19 protein-coding genes, 1 pseudogene and 1 riboswitch are annotated in these 20,160 nt (G+C 38.5%); of the genes and pseudogenes, 12 read left to right on the forward strand and 8 right to left on the reverse strand.

Annotated elements, in window-relative coordinates; translation table 11 throughout:
- Positions 1-2 precede the first annotated feature (2 nt).
- Genes NST76_RS03875 through NST76_RS03895 form a run of 5 tightly spaced genes read left to right on the forward strand, consistent with a single transcriptional unit; the run spans position 3 to position 7,605 of the window.
- Entirely contained in the window at positions 3-1,388 is a 1,386-nt protein-coding gene (locus tag NST76_RS03875; protein ID WP_342544652.1) for a hypothetical protein, read from the forward strand.
- Between the two features lie 11 nt (positions 1,389-1,399).
- Positions 1,400-2,395 carry a MoxR family ATPase gene (locus NST76_RS03880; RefSeq protein ID WP_036125553.1) on the forward strand — a complete coding sequence of 332 codons (996 nt, stop codon included), beginning with the start codon at positions 1,400-1,402 and terminating at the stop codon, positions 2,393-2,395.
- Complete coding sequence (locus tag NST76_RS03885; protein WP_342535359.1) at positions 2,392-3,267, forward strand: DUF58 domain-containing protein; 876 nt, start codon at positions 2,392-2,394, stop codon at positions 3,265-3,267. The genes NST76_RS03880 and NST76_RS03885 overlap by 4 nt, the downstream gene beginning before the upstream one ends.
- 11 nt (positions 3,268-3,278) lie before the next feature.
- Entirely contained in the window at positions 3,279-5,024 is a 1,746-nt protein-coding gene (locus NST76_RS03890) for a BatA and WFA domain-containing protein (protein ID WP_340809988.1), read from the forward strand.
- Positions 5,008-7,605 (forward strand): VWA domain-containing protein, encoded by a 2,598-nt coding sequence (locus NST76_RS03895; protein ID WP_342535360.1) that lies wholly within the window; start codon positions 5,008-5,010, stop codon positions 7,603-7,605. Before NST76_RS03890 ends, NST76_RS03895 begins: the two co-directional genes overlap by 17 nt.
- Positions 7,606-7,849: 244 nt before the next feature.
- On the opposite strand, the gene thiW is transcribed toward NST76_RS03895, so the two are convergent.
- The 7 genes from thiW to NST76_RS03930 form a co-directional block, all read right to left on the reverse strand.
- The gene (gene thiW, locus NST76_RS03900; protein WP_036125547.1) at positions 7,850-8,350 is read right to left on the reverse strand and encodes an energy coupling factor transporter S component ThiW; all 501 of its coding nucleotides are present in this window, start codon (positions 8,348-8,350) and stop codon (positions 7,850-7,852) included.
- Between the two features lie 91 nt (positions 8,351-8,441).
- Positions 8,442-8,549, reverse strand: a riboswitch (TPP riboswitch).
- Between the two features lie 66 nt (positions 8,550-8,615).
- Positions 8,616-9,812: a tetracycline resistance MFS efflux pump gene (locus tag NST76_RS03905; RefSeq protein WP_036125545.1), complete on the reverse strand. Its 1,197-nt coding sequence runs from the start codon at positions 9,810-9,812 to the stop codon at positions 8,616-8,618.
- A gap of 228 nt (positions 9,813-10,040) precedes the next feature.
- A complete protein-coding gene (locus NST76_RS03910) occupies positions 10,041-11,114 on the reverse strand; it encodes an ABC transporter substrate-binding protein (RefSeq protein WP_101966414.1) in 1,074 nt (357 codons plus the stop codon).
- Complete coding sequence (locus NST76_RS03915; RefSeq protein ID WP_036125540.1) at positions 11,111-11,908, reverse strand: ABC transporter permease; 798 nt, start codon at positions 11,906-11,908, stop codon at positions 11,111-11,113. The genes NST76_RS03910 and NST76_RS03915 overlap by 4 nt, the downstream gene beginning before the upstream one ends.
- On the reverse strand, positions 11,905-12,714 hold the full coding sequence (locus NST76_RS03920) for an ABC transporter permease (protein ID WP_058843427.1): 810 nt from the start codon (positions 12,712-12,714) through the stop codon (positions 11,905-11,907). Before NST76_RS03920 ends, NST76_RS03915 begins: the two co-directional genes overlap by 4 nt.
- Complete coding sequence (locus NST76_RS03925) at positions 12,704-13,810, reverse strand: ABC transporter ATP-binding protein (RefSeq protein WP_036125536.1); 1,107 nt, start codon at positions 13,808-13,810, stop codon at positions 12,704-12,706. The genes NST76_RS03920 and NST76_RS03925 overlap by 11 nt, the downstream gene beginning before the upstream one ends.
- 17 nt (positions 13,811-13,827) lie before the next feature.
- Positions 13,828-14,370: an XRE family transcriptional regulator gene (locus NST76_RS03930; protein ID WP_036125534.1), complete on the reverse strand. Its 543-nt coding sequence runs from the start codon at positions 14,368-14,370 to the stop codon at positions 13,828-13,830.
- 406 nt (positions 14,371-14,776) lie between these two features.
- Between NST76_RS03930 and NST76_RS03935 the strand changes: the two genes are divergently transcribed.
- The 7 genes from NST76_RS03935 to NST76_RS03965 all read left to right on the forward strand — a co-directional run bounded on the left by NST76_RS03935 (position 14,777) and on the right by NST76_RS03965 (position 19,510).
- A complete protein-coding gene (locus NST76_RS03935; protein ID WP_342544653.1) occupies positions 14,777-15,319 on the forward strand; it encodes a peroxiredoxin in 543 nt (180 codons plus the stop codon).
- Between the two features lie 148 nt (positions 15,320-15,467).
- Positions 15,468-15,923 (forward strand): TlpA disulfide reductase family protein, encoded by a 456-nt coding sequence (locus NST76_RS03940; RefSeq protein ID WP_036125531.1) that lies wholly within the window; start codon positions 15,468-15,470, stop codon positions 15,921-15,923.
- Between the two features lie 141 nt (positions 15,924-16,064).
- Complete coding sequence (locus tag NST76_RS03945; RefSeq protein WP_004224679.1) at positions 16,065-16,727, forward strand: TrkA family potassium uptake protein; 663 nt, start codon at positions 16,065-16,067, stop codon at positions 16,725-16,727.
- Between the two features lie 6 nt (positions 16,728-16,733).
- Positions 16,734-17,213 (forward strand): hypothetical protein, encoded by a 480-nt coding sequence (locus NST76_RS03950; protein ID WP_340809997.1) that lies wholly within the window; start codon positions 16,734-16,736, stop codon positions 17,211-17,213.
- A 131-nt stretch (positions 17,214-17,344) separates the two neighbouring features.
- Complete coding sequence (locus NST76_RS03955; protein ID WP_340809998.1) at positions 17,345-17,848, forward strand: GNAT family N-acetyltransferase; 504 nt, start codon at positions 17,345-17,347, stop codon at positions 17,846-17,848.
- A gap of 162 nt (positions 17,849-18,010) precedes the next feature.
- Positions 18,011-18,505, forward strand: coding sequence for a GNAT family N-acetyltransferase (locus NST76_RS03960; RefSeq protein WP_058843512.1), 495 nt, complete (start codon positions 18,011-18,013; stop codon positions 18,503-18,505).
- Positions 18,506-18,529: 24 nt separating this feature from the next.
- A complete protein-coding gene (locus NST76_RS03965; protein ID WP_330493434.1) occupies positions 18,530-19,510 on the forward strand; it encodes a S66 peptidase family protein in 981 nt (326 codons plus the stop codon).
- A 36-nt stretch (positions 19,511-19,546) separates the two neighbouring features.
- On the opposite strand, the pseudogene NST76_RS03970 reads toward NST76_RS03965, so the two are convergent.
- Positions 19,547-20,085, reverse strand: a pseudogene (locus NST76_RS03970) (GNAT family protein).
- Positions 20,086-20,160: the final 75 nt, after the last annotated feature.

Below are 20,160 nucleotides of genomic sequence, written 5' to 3' on the forward strand. Positions count from 1 at the left end.
GTATGGAGCGTCGTAAGCAGTTACGAAAATATATTCAGCGTGCAAAGTCGAGCTTAACTCTTGAAAGAAGTATTCCCATTGCACAGTACGGTTTGTTTTTGGCATTGCTTTCGAGTGCTTCTCTCGTTTTAATTTCCCGACTATTTGTTTGGCCATATTATCGTCAAATAGCATTAGGTGCATTCATTACTGTTATGGCTGCAACTACTGTTTACATATGGTGGAAACGTGTCAACGAAAGAGAGGCTTTGCATACTCTGGATCATTATTTTTCTCATAATGAGTTAGTGACAGCATTATCGTTTAAAGATGATCAGGACCCTCTTGTCCAATCTTTATTATCTAAAGCCATACAAAATGTTGAAAAAGCTTTTGCTGACTTTAAGGCTCGAAAGAAACATCTGTTTCGTCCAAAGGCATTTATCGGATTATTCGTCACAACAGTTGTACTAGCCATTCTTTATATGTTTCCAGCAGCGACGCAAATAGAAGCAATCGAGGTTGAAAAAGAGCAAGCTGTTATCGAAGATATGAAAAAGGAAGTTGCTGAACTAGAGAAAAAAGCACAAACAAAAGAAGTTAAGGAGCAATTGCAAGAGCTTCAAAATACTTTAAAAGAGGCTGAAACGGCAGAAGAGGCTTTACGGGAAGTTGTGAAAAAGCAAAAGGAACTAGCCCTAAAGGAACAGCAATTAAAGGATAAACAAACGGCTAGTCAAGATGGGGCAGAAGAAGAACAAAGCTTATCGAAGGAAGAGGTTGAGCAGCTAAAAGAGCTTGCTCAAATGCAGCAAGAGCTAACAGAAAATGCAAATGCTACTCAAACGGCTATGAGCAAGCTTGGTAAGCCAGCAAGTAATTCCTTACAAAATGCTATTGCTAGTGCCAATCAAAATGCAAGCAGTAACAAACAAAACAATCAACAGTCTTCTGGCAATGCCCAACCTAGCAATCAGCAAAGCCAAGCAAGTCAGTCTGGTCAAAATAATGCTCAAAGTGGTTCCAAACAACAAGGACAGGGGCAAGGGCAAGGACAGGGACAAGGGCAAGGACAGGGACAGGGACAGGGACAAGGACAGGGACAAGGACAGGGGCAAGGACAAGGGCAAGGAGCAGGAAGTGGCCAAGGCGGTCGAAATTTATTAACGACACCTAATCGAGTTGGCGGATCAAGTGAGACATCAGTAGATGGTGGAGCGTTAGGAGATGGTTCTCACGTATCTGAGCAACAGGGAAATGGGCCAATAACAAAGGGCTCCATTCGACCATATGAAGAAGTAATTGGCTCCTATAAAGACAGTTATTTAGAAAGCTCAGAGCGTTTACAATTACCAAAGGATTTACAAAATGTCGTGCAATCTTATTTCACGTCAATTGAGTCGCAGTAGGAGGAAAAGAAATGGCATTTACAGAGCAACAGTATGTAGAGATGAGCGCGAAATTACACCAAGTAAAAGAAGAAATTCATCGCTTCATTGTTGGACAGGAAGAAGCAATTGATTATACGTTGTATGCAGTTCTAGCAGATGGTCATGCCTTATTAGAAGGTTTACCAGGATTAGGGAAAACAATGTTAATCCGTACAATTTCTGAAGTACTAGATTTGTCGTTTTCGCGTATTCAATTTACACCCGATCTTATGCCTGCTGATATAACAGGGACAAGTATGATTGAACGGACGCCTGATGGCAAGCAACAATTTACATTTCAACCTGGGCCAATCTTTAGTCAAATGGTGTTAGCCGACGAAATTAACCGGGCAACACCGAAAACACAAAGTGCCTTGTTGGAAGCAATGGGAGAAAAAACGGTGACGATTTTGGGAGATACGAAAAAAATGGCGAAACCATTTTTCGTGTTAGCGACTCAAAATCCTATTGAAATGGAAGGAACCTATCCATTACCTGAAGCACAAATGGACCGTTTCCTTTGTAAAATTCTTGTACCGTATCCTGAAAAAAGTGAACTTATGGAAATTATGAAGCGAACGACAGGTGCGCAGGAAATTGGTTTACAGAAGATGATGAATACTGAGGGTCTTATGGAAGCTCAGCAAATGGTGAAAGAAGTAATGGTTGCCGATGAGATGCTGGAATTTGCCACAGATCTAGTGGTGGCTACGCATCCTGAAAGACCAGATGCTCTGGATGAAGTTAAACAATATGCTATGTATGGCAGTGGTCCACGTGGTTTGCAAAGCTTAATAAAACTAGCAAAGGCTAGAGCACTTATGAACGGACGTTTCCATGTTTCTGTAGCTGATATAAAATCTGTTGCAAAACCCGTTTTACGTCACCGAATGCTGTTGAATTATGAAGGGGAGGCTTCAGGGAAAACAGCTGATGATGTAATTGATGTTATTTTAGAAAAAGTTCAACAAGGTGTTAGCAAGTGACAGCAAAATACTTATTGCCCGAAGACTGGTTAGCAAAAATCAGTCGCTTTCAAGTAGCGACGGCCTCCAAACTACGCGGGCAGCATAAGGGCTCGCACCGTTCACAACGCTTCGGGGCTTCTCTCGATTTCTCAGATTTTAGAGAATACCATTTAGGTGATGATGTACGCCAAGTAGATTGGAACGTTTTTGCTCGAACAGATAAATACTTTATCAAGAGATTTTTAGACGAGCAAGAGATGCGTGTACACATTTTACTCGATACTACTAAATCAATGGGGGAGAGCGCTAAGTGGCTATTTGCTCGTCAAATTGTGGCCTCCCTCGGCTTAATGGTGCTCGGTCGTGATGATCGTTTGTCTTTTTCGTTTGTCCAAGATGAAGTGAAACCACCGTTTCGACGAAAGGGAGCCATGTATCGTCGAGCTTTTTTACAAGTAGTAACAGATATAGAGGAAGCGAATTATGCCAATCGATTTGCACAGGGTGCACTAAAAGCTATGCCTAAGGATAGTACCGTACTCTTCATTATTACAGATGGGTTAGAGCCAATTGAGGAATGGGAGCAGCTGTTAAAAAGACTACCACGCTATGCTGGGGATGTTCGCATTTTGCAAATTGTTACGCAAGAAGAGTTATCACCAAATTATTTGGGGGATGTCCGCCTTCTTGATCGTGAAACAGGCAATGATGTCAATGTGACGATGTCTACTAAAGTATTAGATACCTATCATGCAAGACGATTATTACATGAAGAAGAATTTGAAGCCATTTGCCGTCGCTTTGGCGTTCGAAAATTACAATTGAAAGTGGAAGATGGACTGCAACATGCGGTCTTTCAACAATTATTAAAAGCACATTGGATTAGGTGAGGTGAGCCGTATTGGGCTTTAGTCAAATTATATTTAGCTGGACGGCCATCATCCCGGTCATTGTCCTACTCTATTATTTCTTTCGTAAAAAATATACTGATCAAACTGTCTCTTCGACTCTATTTTGGTCTGAAATTATGCAGGAAACCCGTGTATCACCTTATTTAAAGCATTTACAAAAAAATGCCTTACTATATTTACAGCTGCTAGCATTACTGCTACTTGTATTGGCGCTGATGAATCCATATGTGAAAAAATCAACTATTGTGGGTGCGCAAACGATATTTATTGTTGATACATCAGCCACGATGCTAGCAGGAAAAGATTCATCAACCTTTGACACACATAAGCAAGAAATGTTGACATTGATGGAAGAGTTGAATGGGCGACCTGTTACATTGATTACAACAGGTGCCGCTCCAAAAGCCGTTTTGCAGCAAGAAACAAATATGAATGACATTGAAAAAGCGATTAAAGATTTACAAGTATCCTATGAAACGGCTGAAATGACGAAGGCACTGGATGTTGCACAGGCATTTGTGGGTGATACACCGACTTCTATCTATGTTTTTACAGATACGCTTGATAAAAAGCAATTACCAATGGATAAAGATTCAGTGAAATGGCTAGTTAGAGGTGCTGCGAAAGACTTAATAAATATCGCCATTACACGCTTTGCTGCAACGACAGATGGTCAGGTTACGATGGCACTTGTACAGCTCCATAATGATACAACTGCTGAACAAAAGGTGACATTAGCGATACAAAATGCAGAGGGTGAAGAGCTGGTAGCAGAACGTGTCGTTGTGCCTCCAAATGAAGCCATTACGAAAACCTTCAAAGATTTACCCTTAGCAAAATCGATGACAGCTATTATTGATGCAAACGATGATTATGCCGTAGACAATCAACAAACCGTCTTACTACAAACGACTACTTCAAAAATTGTTGTTGATCAGGGTATGCATCAGTTGATACAAAAAGGTTTTCAAAGTGTCAGTAGCGGCGTGAAAATCGTTCCGTCTTTACAAGTAGCTGACAATCAGGATGCAACTGTCATCACAAACCAAACAGCCTTATTGGAGAAGATGGAGAAACCGCTAGTATTATTTGGACGTGATGATGCCGAAAAAGTGGAAGCAAGTGGTACAGTAAGTGCTAAAAGTGATGCATTATTTGCTTTTAGCGAACTAAAGGATATTTATGTTAGTGCTATTTATCCTGGATTTTCGGATTATGAAACCATTGCTTCTGTAGGAGATGAGCCGTTTATCCAACGCTCTCCTAAAGGAGATATCGTTGTTTTAGCGGATATTGCTGATACAGATTGGCCATTGCATCCATCATTCCCGCTATTTTTATGGAGTACTGAGCAACAGTTAACAGAATCAGTCGGTTCACTTGGTATTTTCACACCGAATGAACAGCGTGCAGTAGCCTTAGCGCAAGGAGACTGGAGTGTTTATTCGCAAGAAGATGAGTTTCTTTCTTCTATTACACAGGGCATGTTAATTGCACCAAAACAACCAGGTATTTATATGGTACGTTCAAATAATGAAGAAAAACAATTTATTGTGCAATTGCAAGCCCAGGAACGTGTTATTGAACAAGGAACAAGCTATACATTAGGCGACATTTCAGACAATGGGAAGGAAGAGGTATCGATGGCCTCCTTCGTACCTTGGTTAATTGTAATAGTTTTAATTTTGCTTGTTGCAGAGTGGGAGGTGCAACGACGTCGTGGATTTACGAATTGATACGCCATTAGTATTGTTGCTATTACTTCCATTGTTCTTGTATTTTGGATGGACTTATTTTCGAGAACGGCAGCGACTAAAAAAGAGTCATATTGTTGTGCTTGCTATTCGCATAGTAGCGATATGCTGTTTAGTTTTGGCACTTGCAGGGCCGTATTTATTATTACCGATAAAAGAAGAACAGATCGTGTATTTACTAGACCGATCTGCGTCTATGAATGGTACAGAAGATGAGATGGTTCAGTTTATACAGGAGAGCCTACAATCTAAAAAAGAACCCCAACTTGCAGGGATCTATTCTTTTTCTTCCACTTTACAAACAGAAGCCATTTTGTCTAAAGAATTAAAGGATGTACCGAAGCTTACAGAAATCAAAGCAACAGATCAAACGAATATTGAACAAAGTCTACAGCTTGCAACAGGCATTGTTGATCCTAAAAAAGCGACTCGCCTTGTATTATTAACAGATGGTAATGAGACAAAAGGAGATGCTTTAGAATTTGTCTCCAGATTGAAAGGTGCCAATATTAGTGTGGACGTTGTACCTTTTAGTCTACCAGTTGTCCATGATGTGTCGCTCAAAAGCTTTGTCTCTCCTCAGGTTGCTTATGTAGGAGAGCAGCAACAATTAGTAACAGAAATTCATGCAACAGCAGCAGGGCAAGGGGAGCTGTTATTATATGAAAATGATGAACTAATTCATCGCGAGGCAGTTGAGCTGACGGAAGGTACAAATGTGTTTACCTATAAACACGCAGCAACAGCTGAAGGACTTGTAAAATACGAAGCAGTTATTCAAGTTGGGCAGGATGCTATTTTTGAAAACAATAAATTAACAAGTGTCACAATGGTACAAAGTGAACCCCATTTACTCATCGTCAATGGCTATGAAACAGCTTCACCTATCGCGGCAGCACTTGGTAGTCAATCCATTGCCTATGATGTTGTCGATCCTAAAAGCCTACCAAATGAACTGTCCAGCTATTTACAATATAATGCGATCATTTTTGACAATGTGCCTGGTCATTTAGTTGGTGAGGCGAAAATGAGTGTGATTGAGCAAGCAGTCAAAAACTTTGGGGTTGGTTTCACGATGGTTGGTGGAGAAAATAGTTTTGGTTTAGGAGGCTATTTTAAAACGCCAATTGAAACGTTATTGCCTGTGGAGATGGAAATTAAGGGCAAGGAGCAATTACCTTCATTAGGGCTAGTCATAGTGCTGGATCGTTCTGGCAGTATGCATGGCTCAAAGCTGGAGCTAGCTAAGGAAGCAGCGGCACGTTCTGTTGAAATGCTACGAGATGAGGATACATTAGGCTTTATCGCCTTCGATGATCGTCCTTGGGAAATCATAGAAACCGCACCTCTTAAAAGTAAAGAAGAGGCAGTGGATACCATTCTATCAGTAACACCAGGAGGCGGGACAGAAATCTATAGTTCATTAGCTAAAGCCTATGAAAATCTCGCCGATTTAAAGCTTCAACGTAAACATATTATTCTTTTAACCGATGGGCAATCACAGTCTGGGAATTATGAGGATTTAATTGCTGAGGGAAAAGAAAATGGTATCACTTTATCAACAGTAGCGATTGGACAAGATGCTGATGCTAACTTACTCGAAGCACTTAGTGATATGGGTAGTGGACGGTTCTATGATGTCATTGATGAACAAACCATTCCTTCTATTTTATCTCGTGAAACAGCTATGATTTCTCGTACCTATATTGAGGATAATCCGTTTTATCCAGCAATTTATAATGCCGCAGGATGGAATTCGCTATTTGCCAATGGCGTCCCTCAAATGAATGCTTATATTGGAACGACAGCTAAGCAAGGGACAACCGTAATTGCAGAAAGTGAGAAGGAAGATCCTGTGTTAGCACAATGGCAATATGGACTCGGTAAAACATTTGCTTTTACATCCGATTCAACGGGTAAATGGACAGGAGATTGGGCAAGATGGCAGGACTGGGGAACATTTTGGCAGACGCTTATTTCACAAATGTTGCCAAGCTATAATGATGTTGCCTATGATGTGAGATTAGAAGCTGATGGCTCCTTTATGATTACAGACCCTACAAATGAAGCCGCATTTTTAGACATTGTAGCGGTTAATGAAGCAGGGGAGGAGTTAGAAACTCAGTTAGAAACCATTTCAGCCTCCCAAATTCGAGCTGTTGTACAGGCCGAACCTGGATTGATTTTCTTCCGTATAGCGGATGAGCAGCAGGCCATTTATCAGGCAGGCCTAAGTGTTCCTTATAGTGCTGAGTATGAACTGCTCCCTGTTAATGAAAAACTGGTTGAAGAGTTAACAAATCAAACAGGGGGAGCCGTTTTAAAAGAACCACAAGATGTGTTCCGTGACTTTACAACCAAAGGAGCGGATCGACAAAACATTGCTACATGGCTTCTTTTAGCAAGTATGCTTCTATTCTTTATGGATATTACCATAAGACGTTTTGGTTGGAGTTTCCTAACAAAAACGAATAAAAAAGAGCAGCCAATTGAGGAGAAACCTGTACAAGCAGAAGACACGAACGTAGCCCAGCTATTAAAGGGTATGAAAAAACGATCATAATAAAGTGAAGGCAGTGCAAAATCATTCCATTTTGCACTGCTTTTTTAAATGCTTTGAGGTTTTAAAAAATGGTGGTTTCCGCTAGGAAAGGGGTGCAAAGGTGATTGACACAGTGCAGCCTTCGAAAAGTGCTTCTCGGGGGAGAGAGACGCTCATAAAGAAACGAACCCCGCTCAAAGACTAGAAAAGAAATCTTCTCGCACATCTTAAAGGATTTCCAAAATCAAAAAGCACTCAGCACCACTCAATAAAGCGAAGAATTAAAGCTCTTTACTAGTACCGATTTTCGCAAAGTGCTAGCTACCATAACACCTAAGATGGCCCCGATGGTACTTGATGTTAAAAAGGCTGGCATGAAGAATAATGCGGCTACGGATGTCTCCATAAGCAATTTTGCATAGGGTACGGCAATAAGTGAAGCTAAAATACCAGTGCCAAAAACTTCGCCGAATCCTGCTAGCCATGATTTTCTACTGTATTTGTAGGCAAGGGCCGCACACAATGCTCCAATGACGCTACCAGGAATCGCTAAAAGAGAGCCTGTACCAGTAAAGATACGAATGATGGCTGTCACAAAGGCAACTAGAACTGTTGGCACGGGTCCTAGTATAATAGCTCCTATTACGTTAACAGCATGCTGAACGGGGTAGGCGCGTGCGATGCCTGTTGGTATGGATACAAAGGTAGATCCTGCTACAGCAATCGCTACTAATAAAGCCATGATTGTCATTTTACGAATTGACATAAGGTTCACTCCTCTTGAATAAAATCATGAGGGAAATTAAAAGGCCGCTTCCTTTAAACAATAGGAAGCGGCCTTGCATAGACAATGATAGTAGCAAGTAGCGCCACTTCCCTCCGCTAGTATGAACTAGATCAGGTTCAAAGGGTCCGTACATCATCATATACGTCTCAGCCTTTTAAAGGCTCCCCTAGTGGTAAATATCATTCAATTTTATTAACCAACATTACTGTAACATAATGTTAAAAATAGTCAATGATTTTTCTGACTATTTCGTATCAGGATGCATTAGATGAGGTGCTTTTTTCAATGTCCAGATGAGTGCAAGGAAGAAGCAGGCTAATAATATGATAGATCCGAAAATATATGGACTGTTCATATTCCAGTCAAATAGTAAACCTGCTAAGGCTGGTCCAATCATATTGCCAAGGCTCATGTAAGCATTATTCAAGCCCGCAGCAAACCCTTGTTCTTTCTCTGCAAGCTTTGAAATTAGTGTATTTACAGCAGGACGAATTAGTGTTGTTGCTGTAGAGAAAATAGTTGCTACAACTAATATAAGAGCGAAGCCAGATACAAACAATATTAAGAAAATAGCAACAGATGCAATAAATAAATTGACTAACACAACTTTCATTTCACCAAAGCGATTAAAAAGTGGTGTAATCACAAACATTTGTACAACTACCCCAAAAGCACCACCGACAACTAAAATAATCGCAATATCTACGGGTGTGTAATTAAACTTTTCTGTCACAAATAATGACAAGGTTGTTTGGAAGTTGGCAATTCCGAACGAGAACACGAGCATGATAATGAGCATAACGAAATAAGGCATATGTATGGAACGAGCCATTTGCTTCGCCAGATTTTCTTGCTTTTGCTTGTCATGTGAAGTGTTTGGTTTAGTAGATGGTAATAAAAAGTAAGATAAAACAGATGCAAGTATGGCAGCAACTCCTGCCGTGAAAAATGGAAAATGTAAACTAACCTTTGCTAAGAAACCACCTATTCCTGGCCCTATCATAAAGCCCAGTGACATAGCAGCACCTAACATACTCATACCTTTTCCACGTTCCTCGTAGGTAGTAACGTCAGCTACAAATGCCATAATAGGAGGTGCAACAAATGCGGAACCTAGACCGCCTAAAAAGCGTGCTAAAAATAGCATCCAGACGTCTGTGGCTAGGCCAAAACCGATTTGTGCAAGACCTGTCACAATAAGACCGAAAATAATTAAATTTTTCCGACCATACTGATCCGAAAGATTCCCAGCAATTGGAGAAAATACGAATTGAGCTAAGGCGAACGTTGCAATTAGCATACCTAGAACTTGTCCTGCTGCACCAAAAATTTTTAAATACTCTGGCATGACAGGAATAATAATTCCAATACTCCCCATTGCGATAAACATATTAAACATTAAAATATATAAAGCCGCCTTATTGGACTTCTGCTGGGTCATCGAATGAACCCCCTTTTTATAATCAAATATACTAAAGTCTATCATAAGATATCCTATCATCATATCGGTTGAAAGTCTGAAATGAAACATACCTGCTAGTGCAGCAATACCAATCCACGATGTAGAAAAGAATAAACAGACAATAGGTGAGGTGCTGCCAGAAGCAGGAAGATAATAGAAAAAGGTCTATCGACAAAATAAAAATTCATCGATAGACCTTTATATGCTTTAACGAATACTCATTTTAAATTCTAAAAACAATTCATTATATTTCCCTAAATAGTCTGGTCCTAAATTTTTGTAAACTTCTAATGTATCGCGTTGTTCTTCAGAAGGATAGTAGCGTTCATCAGAAACAACTTCTTCATCCATTAAGTCCATAGCAGCTATATTAGGCGTAGAGTAGCCTACATAATCGGCATTTTGTGCACCCGATTCAGCACTTAGCATGAAATTGATAAAGGCATGGGCACCGTCGATATTTTTCGATGTTTTAGGGATGACCATATTATCGAACCATAAATTCGAGCCTTCCTCAGGTACAGCAAAGTCTAGCTCCTCATTTTCATACATCATATCTGCTGCTTGCCCAGACCAAGTAAGGGCTACAGTGGCCTCATTGTTGATCATTAATGGTGTAATTTCATCTCCAATGATGGCTTTTACATTTGGTGCAAGTGTGATTAATTTATCAGTAGCCTTACGTAGTTCCTGATTATCTAGTGAATTCAAGGAATATCCGAGACTGTTTAAGCCCATTCCAATGACTTCACGAGCACCATCCACTAAAAAGACTTTTCGTTTTAAGGATGGATCCCATAAATCATCCCAAGAAGAGAAATCTAAATCTCCCACAAGGCTTGGATTGTAGACAATGCCTACTGTTCCCCAGAAATAAGGGACCGAATATTTATTGTCATCATCGAATGGTAAATCTAAAAAGTAAGGATCGATATTTTTAAAATTAGGGATTTTTGTTTTATCTAAAGGAATCAATAAATTTTCTTCCTTCATTTTTTCTATCATATATTCAGATGGAACGGCAATATCATATGCTGTTCCACCTTGTTGAATTTTGGTCATCATCGCTTCATTGGAATCAAATGTCTCGTAGATGACATGAATGCCTGTTTCTTTTTCAAATTGTTTCAACAAGTCAGGATCAATATATTCTCCCCAGTTAAAGATTGTTAACGTGTCTTTTCCACTTTTACCGCCGCCTACACTTAAGGCGTCAGCCGCATAGAATAAAAGGGCTGAAACAACAAGGATGGCGATGGTAGCTTGAATTAATGACTTCATCGTTGTCCCTCCATTCTTTTACTCGTACGACTTGTAATGAAATAATAACCAACAACGACTAACACCGTAACAAAGAATACCAAACCAGAAATAGCATTAACCGTTAAAGAAATACCTGCACGGGCCATGGAGTAGATTTCTACAGATAATGTGCTGAAGCCATTACCCGTTACGAAAAATGTCACGGCAAAATCATCTAAAGAATACGTAAGGGCAAGGAAGAAGCCCGCAAAAATCCCTGGTTGAATATAAGGAAGAATGACACGCATCATAATATCCTTTTTCGTAGCCCCTAGATCTAATGCTGCATCGATTAAGGATTTATTCATTTCTAGTAGTTTAGGTAAAACCATTAGAACAACAATCGGTACACTAAATGCGACATGGGCTAACAAGACAGACGCAAAGCCAAGCTTAATGCCAACCATTGTAAATAAAATTAAGAAGCTAGCACCAATAATAACGTCTGGGCTGACGATTAAGACATTGTTTAAGGATAGTAAAGTATTGCGCATTTTTGAATCCTTGACAGTCACAATACCGATTGCACCTAGTGTGCCAATAATAGTAGAAATCAAAGCAGAAAGTAATGCCACGATTACAGTATTAATTAATATAACAAGAAGACGTGAATCTTCAAAAACAGCTTTATAATGCTCTAAAGTAAAGGATTCAAAGTGATTCATGGAGCCGCCACTATTGAACGAGTAAAAGATTAAATAGAAGATGGGAGCATACAGAACGATAAAAACAATCGTTAAATAGACTTTAGCTGATGCAGATAGTTTGTTCATCGTACGCGACCTCCTTTATCTTTTTGTCCCGTAATGAGCATAATAATTACCATGAATAAAATTAAGAACACAGCAATAGTAGAACCCATCCCCCAATTTTGTGTTACAAGAAATTGCTGTTCAATCGCTGTACCAAGGGTGATGACGCGATTTCCGGCAATTAAGCGTGTAATCATAAACAGGGATAGCGCTGGAATAAAGACAACTTGAATTCCAGATTTAACGCCATCCATTGTTAATGGTAAAACGACACGGCGAAAAGTTGTAAAAGCAGAGGCACCTAAATCGCGTGCTGCATAAATAAGTGTTGGGTTTAATCGATCTAAGGAGTTGAAGATCGGTAAAATCATAAACGGAATAAAAATATAGACCGATACAAAGACAAAGCTAATATCCGTAAAGAGCATTTGCTTAGGATCGAAGCCAAATACTTCAATAAATGCATTAATTGGTCCATACAATCCAAAAATGCCGATAAAGGCATATGTTTTTAACAATAGATTAATCCAAGAAGGAATAATGATGAGCAGAAGCCAAAGCTGTTTATGCTTTGTCTTCGTTAAGAAATAAGCAGTTGGGTATGAAATTAATAAAGTAAAGAATGTAATTAAAAAGGCATACCAAAACGAGCTCAATGTCATCTTTAAGTAAACAGAAGTAAAGAACGCTTTATAGTTATCGAGCGTGAAATTGCCATGTAAATCAAGTAGGGAATAATAAACAACGAGGGCAATCGGCGCGATAACGAAAAAGGCAATCCATAACACATATGGAAATAACGCTGATTTCGATGTCTTAGTTTGCATCTTCATCGTCTCCATACGATTCTAATCGTTTATCGAACTCTTCCTCAGTTTCATTTAAGCGCATTACGTGAATAGCCTCAGGATCAAAGCCTAAGCCAATTTCTGTCCCTACTTCTGCTTTTTTCAATGAATGGACTAGCCATTCATTGCCATCCTTATCGTACGTCGATAATTCATAATGTACGCCTCGGAATAATTGTGTATCCACTTTCACCACAAGTTTCCCTTTATCGATAGTTGTCATTTCTAAATCTTCTGGTCGAATAACAATATCAATTTTTTCATTTGGTTTCATCCCTTGGTCGACACATTCAAAAATTTTGCCAGCAAATTCAACTTTGAAATCTTCAATCATCACACCTGGTACAATATTAGATTCACCAATAAAGTCAGCCACGAAGCGGTTAATCGGTTCATCATAAATATCCACTGGCGTACCTGATTGTTGAATTTGTCCTTCACTTAAAACAAAAATCTCATCACTCATAGCAAGTGCTTCTTCTTGATCATGTGTAACAAAGACAAAGGTTTTGCCAAGACGTTGCTGTAATTCACGCAATTCATACTGCATTTCAGTACGTAGCTTTAAGTCTAATGCGGAAAGTGGCTCATCCAGTAAAATGACTTCAGGGTCATTAACAATGGCACGCGCAATCGCCACACGCTGACGCTGCCCACCAGACATTTCAGAGATTTCACGGTTGCTGTAGCCTGCCAAATTGACAAATTTTAATGCCTCAGCCACACGTTCCTTTATTTCATTTTCAGGCAGCTTTTTAATGCGTAGTCCAAATGCGACATTTTCGAAAACATTTAAATGAGGAAATAGCGCATAATCTTGAAAAACAGTATTGACCTGACGTTCATTTGCAGGTACTGCATTAATTTTTTTATCGTGGAAAAATATATCTCCAGTCGTTGGTTCTGTGAAACCAGCAATAATTCGTAAAATGGTTGTTTTTCCACAACCAGATGGACCAAGGAGTGTATAAAATTTACCTTTTTCAAGCTCCAAGTTGATATTCTTTAAGACGACGGTACCGTCACTATAAGACTTTGAAACATTTTCAAAGCGGATAATGGAATTCGTTGTCATTGATGCGCCTCCTTAAGCTATAAATAAGAATCTGTTGCAACGAGTAAAATTTTAGTTTCATCTGCATGTGCATTGAAAATTTGATGATGATCTGTCGCGTCAAAATAAAGAGCATTGCCCTCACTTGCAATATACTGTTCATTCCCTAAAACAAGACGAATACGTCCTTTGACAACATAAATAAATGTTTCTGAGAGCGACGGCTCAAATTGCTTGAATTCGCCATCAGCAGCAAAGGTTAAGAAAATGGGTTCCATCTCTTTTTCGTTAGATGTAGGGATTAGCCATTGAATTTCATAATTTTTTTCTTCATCTGTATAGATAGATTGGTCTTCTTCTGTATAGACAACCTTTTGTTCAGGTGAGTCATCATCAAAAAAATCTTTAGGTGTTGAACCTAACACTTCCAAAATAGAAAATAATGTTTCAATAGAAGGTGAGTTTAAATCACGTTCTAATTGGGAGATATAACCTTTACTTAAATCTGTACGTTCTCCAAGTTCCTCTTGGGTAAGACCTTTTTTTAAACGAAGCGCTTTAATTTTTGCTCCTATTTGCATCTTTTCCCTCCTAGAAGAAGTTTAGCAATCATAAACTTTTGAAATACGAAGTTTACTTTAACGAAACTTTTAGTTTACTAAAACCATTACAATTATACATAATAATTTTTTTTTTGCAATCATTTTTCGTGAAAAAAATAGCTATAAAATGTTAAAAAAACAGGCATAAAGAAAATGGAGAAAAATTTTGTATAGGGTAGAATATTTTTGTTAAAAATAGTGAATAAATAGGCTGTAGCAGTCATTTCATTTGTGGATTTGACGATTTCTTGTCATGCCACTTCAAACGTACAAACGAGCGGAGTTTACTTGTTTGAAAAACTGCGGTTACTCTGCTATCGTAGAAGATGAGTTCGCTTGTGCGAATGGAATATATAAACTACATATTTATTCGGAGGGATTTATTATGGCAGAACGCATGGTAGGTAAACAAGCACCTGACTTTACAATGGAAGCAGTACTTTCAGACAAATCATTTGGTAAAGTATCATTAGAAGATATTAAAGCACAAGACAAATGGACAGTTCTTTTCTTCTATCCAATGGATTTCACATTTGTATGTCCAACTGAAATCACTGCGATGAGTGATCGTTATGACGAGTTCGAAGACTTAGATGCAGAAGTAATCGGTGTTTCTACAGACACAATCCACACTCACTTAGCATGGATTAACACAGACCGCACTCAAAATGGTCTTGGTGAATTAAAATACCCATTAGCTGCAGATACAAGCCACCAAGTTTCGAAAGAATATGGTGTTTTAATTGAAGAAGAAGGTATCGCATTACGTGGTCTATTCATCATCAACCCAGAAGGCGAATTAAAATACCAAACAGTATTCGATAACAACATCGGCCGTGATGTTGATGAAACGTTACGTGTACTTCAAGCACTTCAAACTGGTGGTCTTTGCCCAGCAAACTGGCGTCCAGGTCAAGCAACTCTATAATCTAAATAGAGTCGAGTCATTATGGAACAAATTAAGAGTCCCCACGACAAGTTTGTGGGGACTTTTAACTGAATTTTTGTTTTTGAGAAGGGTTTTCAATTGTTATCGAACTAGTTGAAAACAACCTATATATTAGAGGAGGATTTTTATGAAACTTCGTGAACAAATGCCTGAGCTAGTAGGTGCAACGACTTGGTTAAATGGGGAAGTAACAAAAGCTGAATTAGTAGGCGAGAAACCAACATTAATCCACTTTTGGTCAGTAAGCTGTCATTTATGTAAAGAAGCAATGCCGGACGTCAACAATTTCCGTGATCAATTTAAAGATGAATTAAATGTTGTAGCAGTACATATGCCGCGTTCTGAGGCAGACACTGATTTAGATACAATCAAAGCAGTAGCAGCAGAACATGATATTGTGCAACCAATCTTTGTAGATAGTGAAATGAAACTAACAGATGCTTTTGAAAACCAATATGTACCAGCATATTTTGTGTTTGATAAAGATGGTCAGCTGCGTCATATGCAAGCTGGAGGAAGTGGCATGAAAATGCTAGAAAAGCGTGTCAATCGCGTGCTAGATGAGATGCGTAACGCTGAATAATAAAAAGAAGTTTAGACGGGGATCAAGATCCTCGTCTTTTTTGTTATCCAACATTGACGAATAGACTCTTGTTTTAACAATACATATGATAAAGAATAAGCTACAATGATGGTATAGTAGTTTTCGGAGGGATTTTTTATGATGAAAAAAGAGTTTGCGGTCATAGGGCTTGGACGTTTTGGAGGAAGTATTGTTCGTGAATTAATGAGTCAGGGTGCACAGGTGATGGCAATTGACCATTCTTCAGAGCGTGTAGATGAATTTGCCTCCATTGCTACCCAGGCTGTCATTGCAGATTCAACTGATGAATCGGTACTGAATTCATTAGGTATCCGTAATTTTGAGCATGTTATTGTAGCAATTGGTGAAGATATTCAGGCGAGTATATTAACAACGATTATTTTAAAGGAAATTGGTGTTGAGCAAATTACAGTAAAGGCTCAAAATGACTATCATGAAAAAGTTTTACGTAAAATTGGTGCAGATTTTGTCGTCCATCCTGAGCGAGATATGGGGATTCGTATTGCTAATAATATGTTATCTAATACAGTGCTAGATTATTTAGAGCTTTCGGATGAACATTCAATTATGGAGTTAAAGGCAAATGACGCGATTGCAGGATACTCCATTATGGATTTAGATATTCGAGCAAAATATGGCATTAACATTGTAGGAATCAAGCGTGGAGCTGATATTATCGTGTCTCCACAAGCAAGTGATAAGATTTTACTAGGAGATATTATGCTTGTGATAGGTGCTGACGTTGATATAAATCGCTTTGTTAAAAAGGCATTGAATGGGTAATGGCAAATGACTAAACGAAGATGGAGACTTGTTATTTTTGCCGCTGTTTTACTAATTGGTGCTTTTATCATGCAATATCGAGAAAAAAATGAAGATGAGGCAATCTCCTTAATTTTAGATCATGCCACAGAAATCGATGCAATTGAATTATTGCAAGGGGACCAATCTTTATTGCAAGCTACAGGAGATGAAGCAAAAGACTTTATAGAGAAACATCCATTAAGTCATGTAAGAGATCTTTCTAAAAAGGAAAGAACAATTTTTGAAGAAGAGCCAGCTTATCATATTGTTTATAAAATGAAAGAAAAGCCTCTTTATGAGGTGGAAATTTTAAAGGTAGCCATTCATTCTGAGCTTGATGAAGAATTGCAACAAATGGTCTTCACCGTTGGCGATACACAATATTTGGTTTATTGGGCCAATGAGAAAAAAGCCCTCGAACAATCAAGCAATACACAACGGTTACTCGAACAATTCGGACAATAACGCAAGTAGTGATTCAGCAATAAGGGCTGGTCACTACTTTTTTTATAAAAGTGGAAAGTAATATTTGGAAAAAATGTTTGATTTCTGTCTGATGGTTGAATTACACTTTGCATAAAGAAGGAGGTAGAAAAATGCAGTTTATAACAAGTAACTGTGTGATAGAGCCATTACAACCAGAACATTACAAAGCTATACATATGCTTTACTCTAATGGACAAGTTAGAACCTATCTTGGAGGTGTGCCACAGGACAGCTATATAGAGGCATCCTTTAAAGGCATGCTAGCAGCACCATTTCCTAATACATATTTATATATATCATTAAAGACGACAGGTGAATTTATTGGTCTTGTTTCTATCGATGAATACCATGATAAAGAGTTATATGAGCTTTCCTATCAATTTTTACCACAGTATTGGGGAAAGGGGCTAGCTTTTGAAGTCCTTACAGAGGTGATGGAGGAGGGCCTGAATTATTTAGATATATCATCGATTGTGGCAGAAACACAAACTGCTAATAAGGCATCTTGTCACTTACTCGAAAAGTTAGGTATGCACAAAGTACAGGTGTTAGAAAGGTTTGGTCATGAACAAGCCCTGTACGAAATAAGGAAAAATCATAAAGGGTCAAAATAAATTATTGCACGATCAGCAGGTGGATTTTCGCGGCAAATCCCTTCATTTATCGCTAACTATATTTTGCATCAAATGAACGAATCAAAATATGTTTTACTCAGCATGCCATCATTAAGAACGAATAATGCAGATTACTATAATTTAAAGAGAGAGGAACTTTACATGCTAATACGAGAAGCAACACGCAAGGATAGTACACAGATTATAGCTGTTATGACAAATGCAGAGGCATCCAATCTTATGCTATTTGGCCCAGGTGAGCGAAAATTAGAGCCCGAGCAATTTGGAAGCTATATTGAAAAGCTATATCATAGCCACCATTCAGCTTTATTCGTGGCGGAAATGGAACAAAAGATTGTTGCTTATTTAATTTTACAGGGCAATGAACCATCTAGAATTGCTCACCGTGCTTATCTTGTAATAGGCATACATAGTGACTATCGAGGAAGGAAAATAGGGACGGCATTATTTAATCATGTAGAGGATTGGGCAAAAGTTAATGGTATCCATCGTTTAGAGTTAACCGTTATGGAAAATAATGAGGCTGGAATTGCTTTATATAAGAAAATGGGATTTGACATAGAGGGAATAAAGCGAAATTCCTTATATGTAGATGGTCAATATATCAATGAATATTATATGTCAAAGCTATTATAATTTGATAGGGAGAGGAATGTACGTATGACGACACAGATCAATATCGGCATTTATTCACCATCCTCACCAGCAACGGTGACGGCGTTGAAACGTTATGAACGTGCCAAATTGTTTCTAGAAGAGAAAAACCTTCAAATCGTAACAGGTTCTCTTACTGGCAAATCAGATTATTATCGCTCTGGTTCACCAAAGGAACGTGCGGAAGAATTAAATGAATTACTACGCAATCCAGATGTGGATATCATTATGTCTACAATCGGAGGGACAAATGCCAATAGTATGCTACCCTACATTGATTATGAGGCGTTTCGTCAACAGCCCAAAATAGTCGTAGGTTATTCGGATGCAACAGCCATTTTACTTGCTCTTTATGCAAAGACAGGTATAGCAACTTTTTATGGTCCAGCGTTTGTCCCTTCTTTTGGCGAGTTTGAACCATTAGTAAATGACACCTTCAAGTTTTTTGAGGATTATTTCTTTAAACCGCAAGCACTACCTTATGAAATGCCAATGCCCTCTTACTGGTCAGATGAACCAGTTAACTGGCTCGAGAAGACGGTTGATAAAAAGCTCAAGAAAAATGAATGGTTAACGATTCAGGAAGGGGTTGTAGAAGGTAGGTTAATTGGCGGCAATGTAAATGCAATGTATGGTTTTATTGGCACGCCTTATTTCCCTGAAATTTTGGAAGGTGACATTTTATTAGTGGAGGACTGCTTAAAAAATGCTGCTATTGTTGAAAAGAATTTTGCTATGCTGAAATTGCATGGTGTCTTTAATAAAGTAAGGGGCATTATTTTGGGCAAACATGAATGCTATGATGATTTAGGAACGGGCAGACAACCCTATGATATTCTACTTGAACAGTTGGATGGAATAGAGATACCTCTATTAGCAGAGGTGGATATTTGCCATACACATCCTATGCATCCAATAGCGATAGGGAAACGAGTAAAGCTAGATGCAACAGCTAAAAAGATATATTGTGTAGAAAAATGGTTGTAATGATAAAGTCTTGCATATGGAGCAAGGCTTTGTTTGCTAAAGATTTCTATAATCATCATCAGTGATGACGTACATTTTCACATTTTGGTATTTTCCTTTAACAAACATACTTTTGCGTAAAATTCCTTCAAATTGCATGCCTGATTTCTCCATAACCTTTTAAGAGGCTATATTTTCTTCAAAACATCGCGCTTGAATACGTACTAAATTTATTTCCTTAAAGCCAAAGTCAATCAGTTTTTTTGTTGCTTCTGTAGTGAATCCTTTATTCCAATAATCCTCCGAAAGTACATAACCAATTTCTGCATATTGATGTGTGTTGCTAATCGTAACAAAATCGATTGTACCAATTAGTGTACTTCGATGCCCAAAAGTAGGAGATTACCTTGCTGATAGCCATTTAATATTCGTTTTAAAAAAGCTTTAGTATCCTCTAAACTTGTATGGGCCTGCCACGTCACATAGCGTGCCACATTTTCGCGAGAAGTGTAATCATACATCGCCTCTAAATCTAGTGGAGCAATAGGTCTTAAAAGTAGCCTTTCCGTTTTCAAAATAGGTATTGCATGTTTCATTTATTTCCCTCTTTAAATTACTATATGAAAAAGTCGACCCAATTTCTTAATACATTGGGTCGACTTTTTATCTTA

Origin of the sequence: Lysinibacillus sp. FSL W7-1291 (assembly GCF_038593415.1) — a bacterium.
Taxonomy (GTDB): domain Bacteria; phylum Bacillota; class Bacilli; order Bacillales_A; family Planococcaceae; genus Lysinibacillus; species Lysinibacillus fusiformis_D.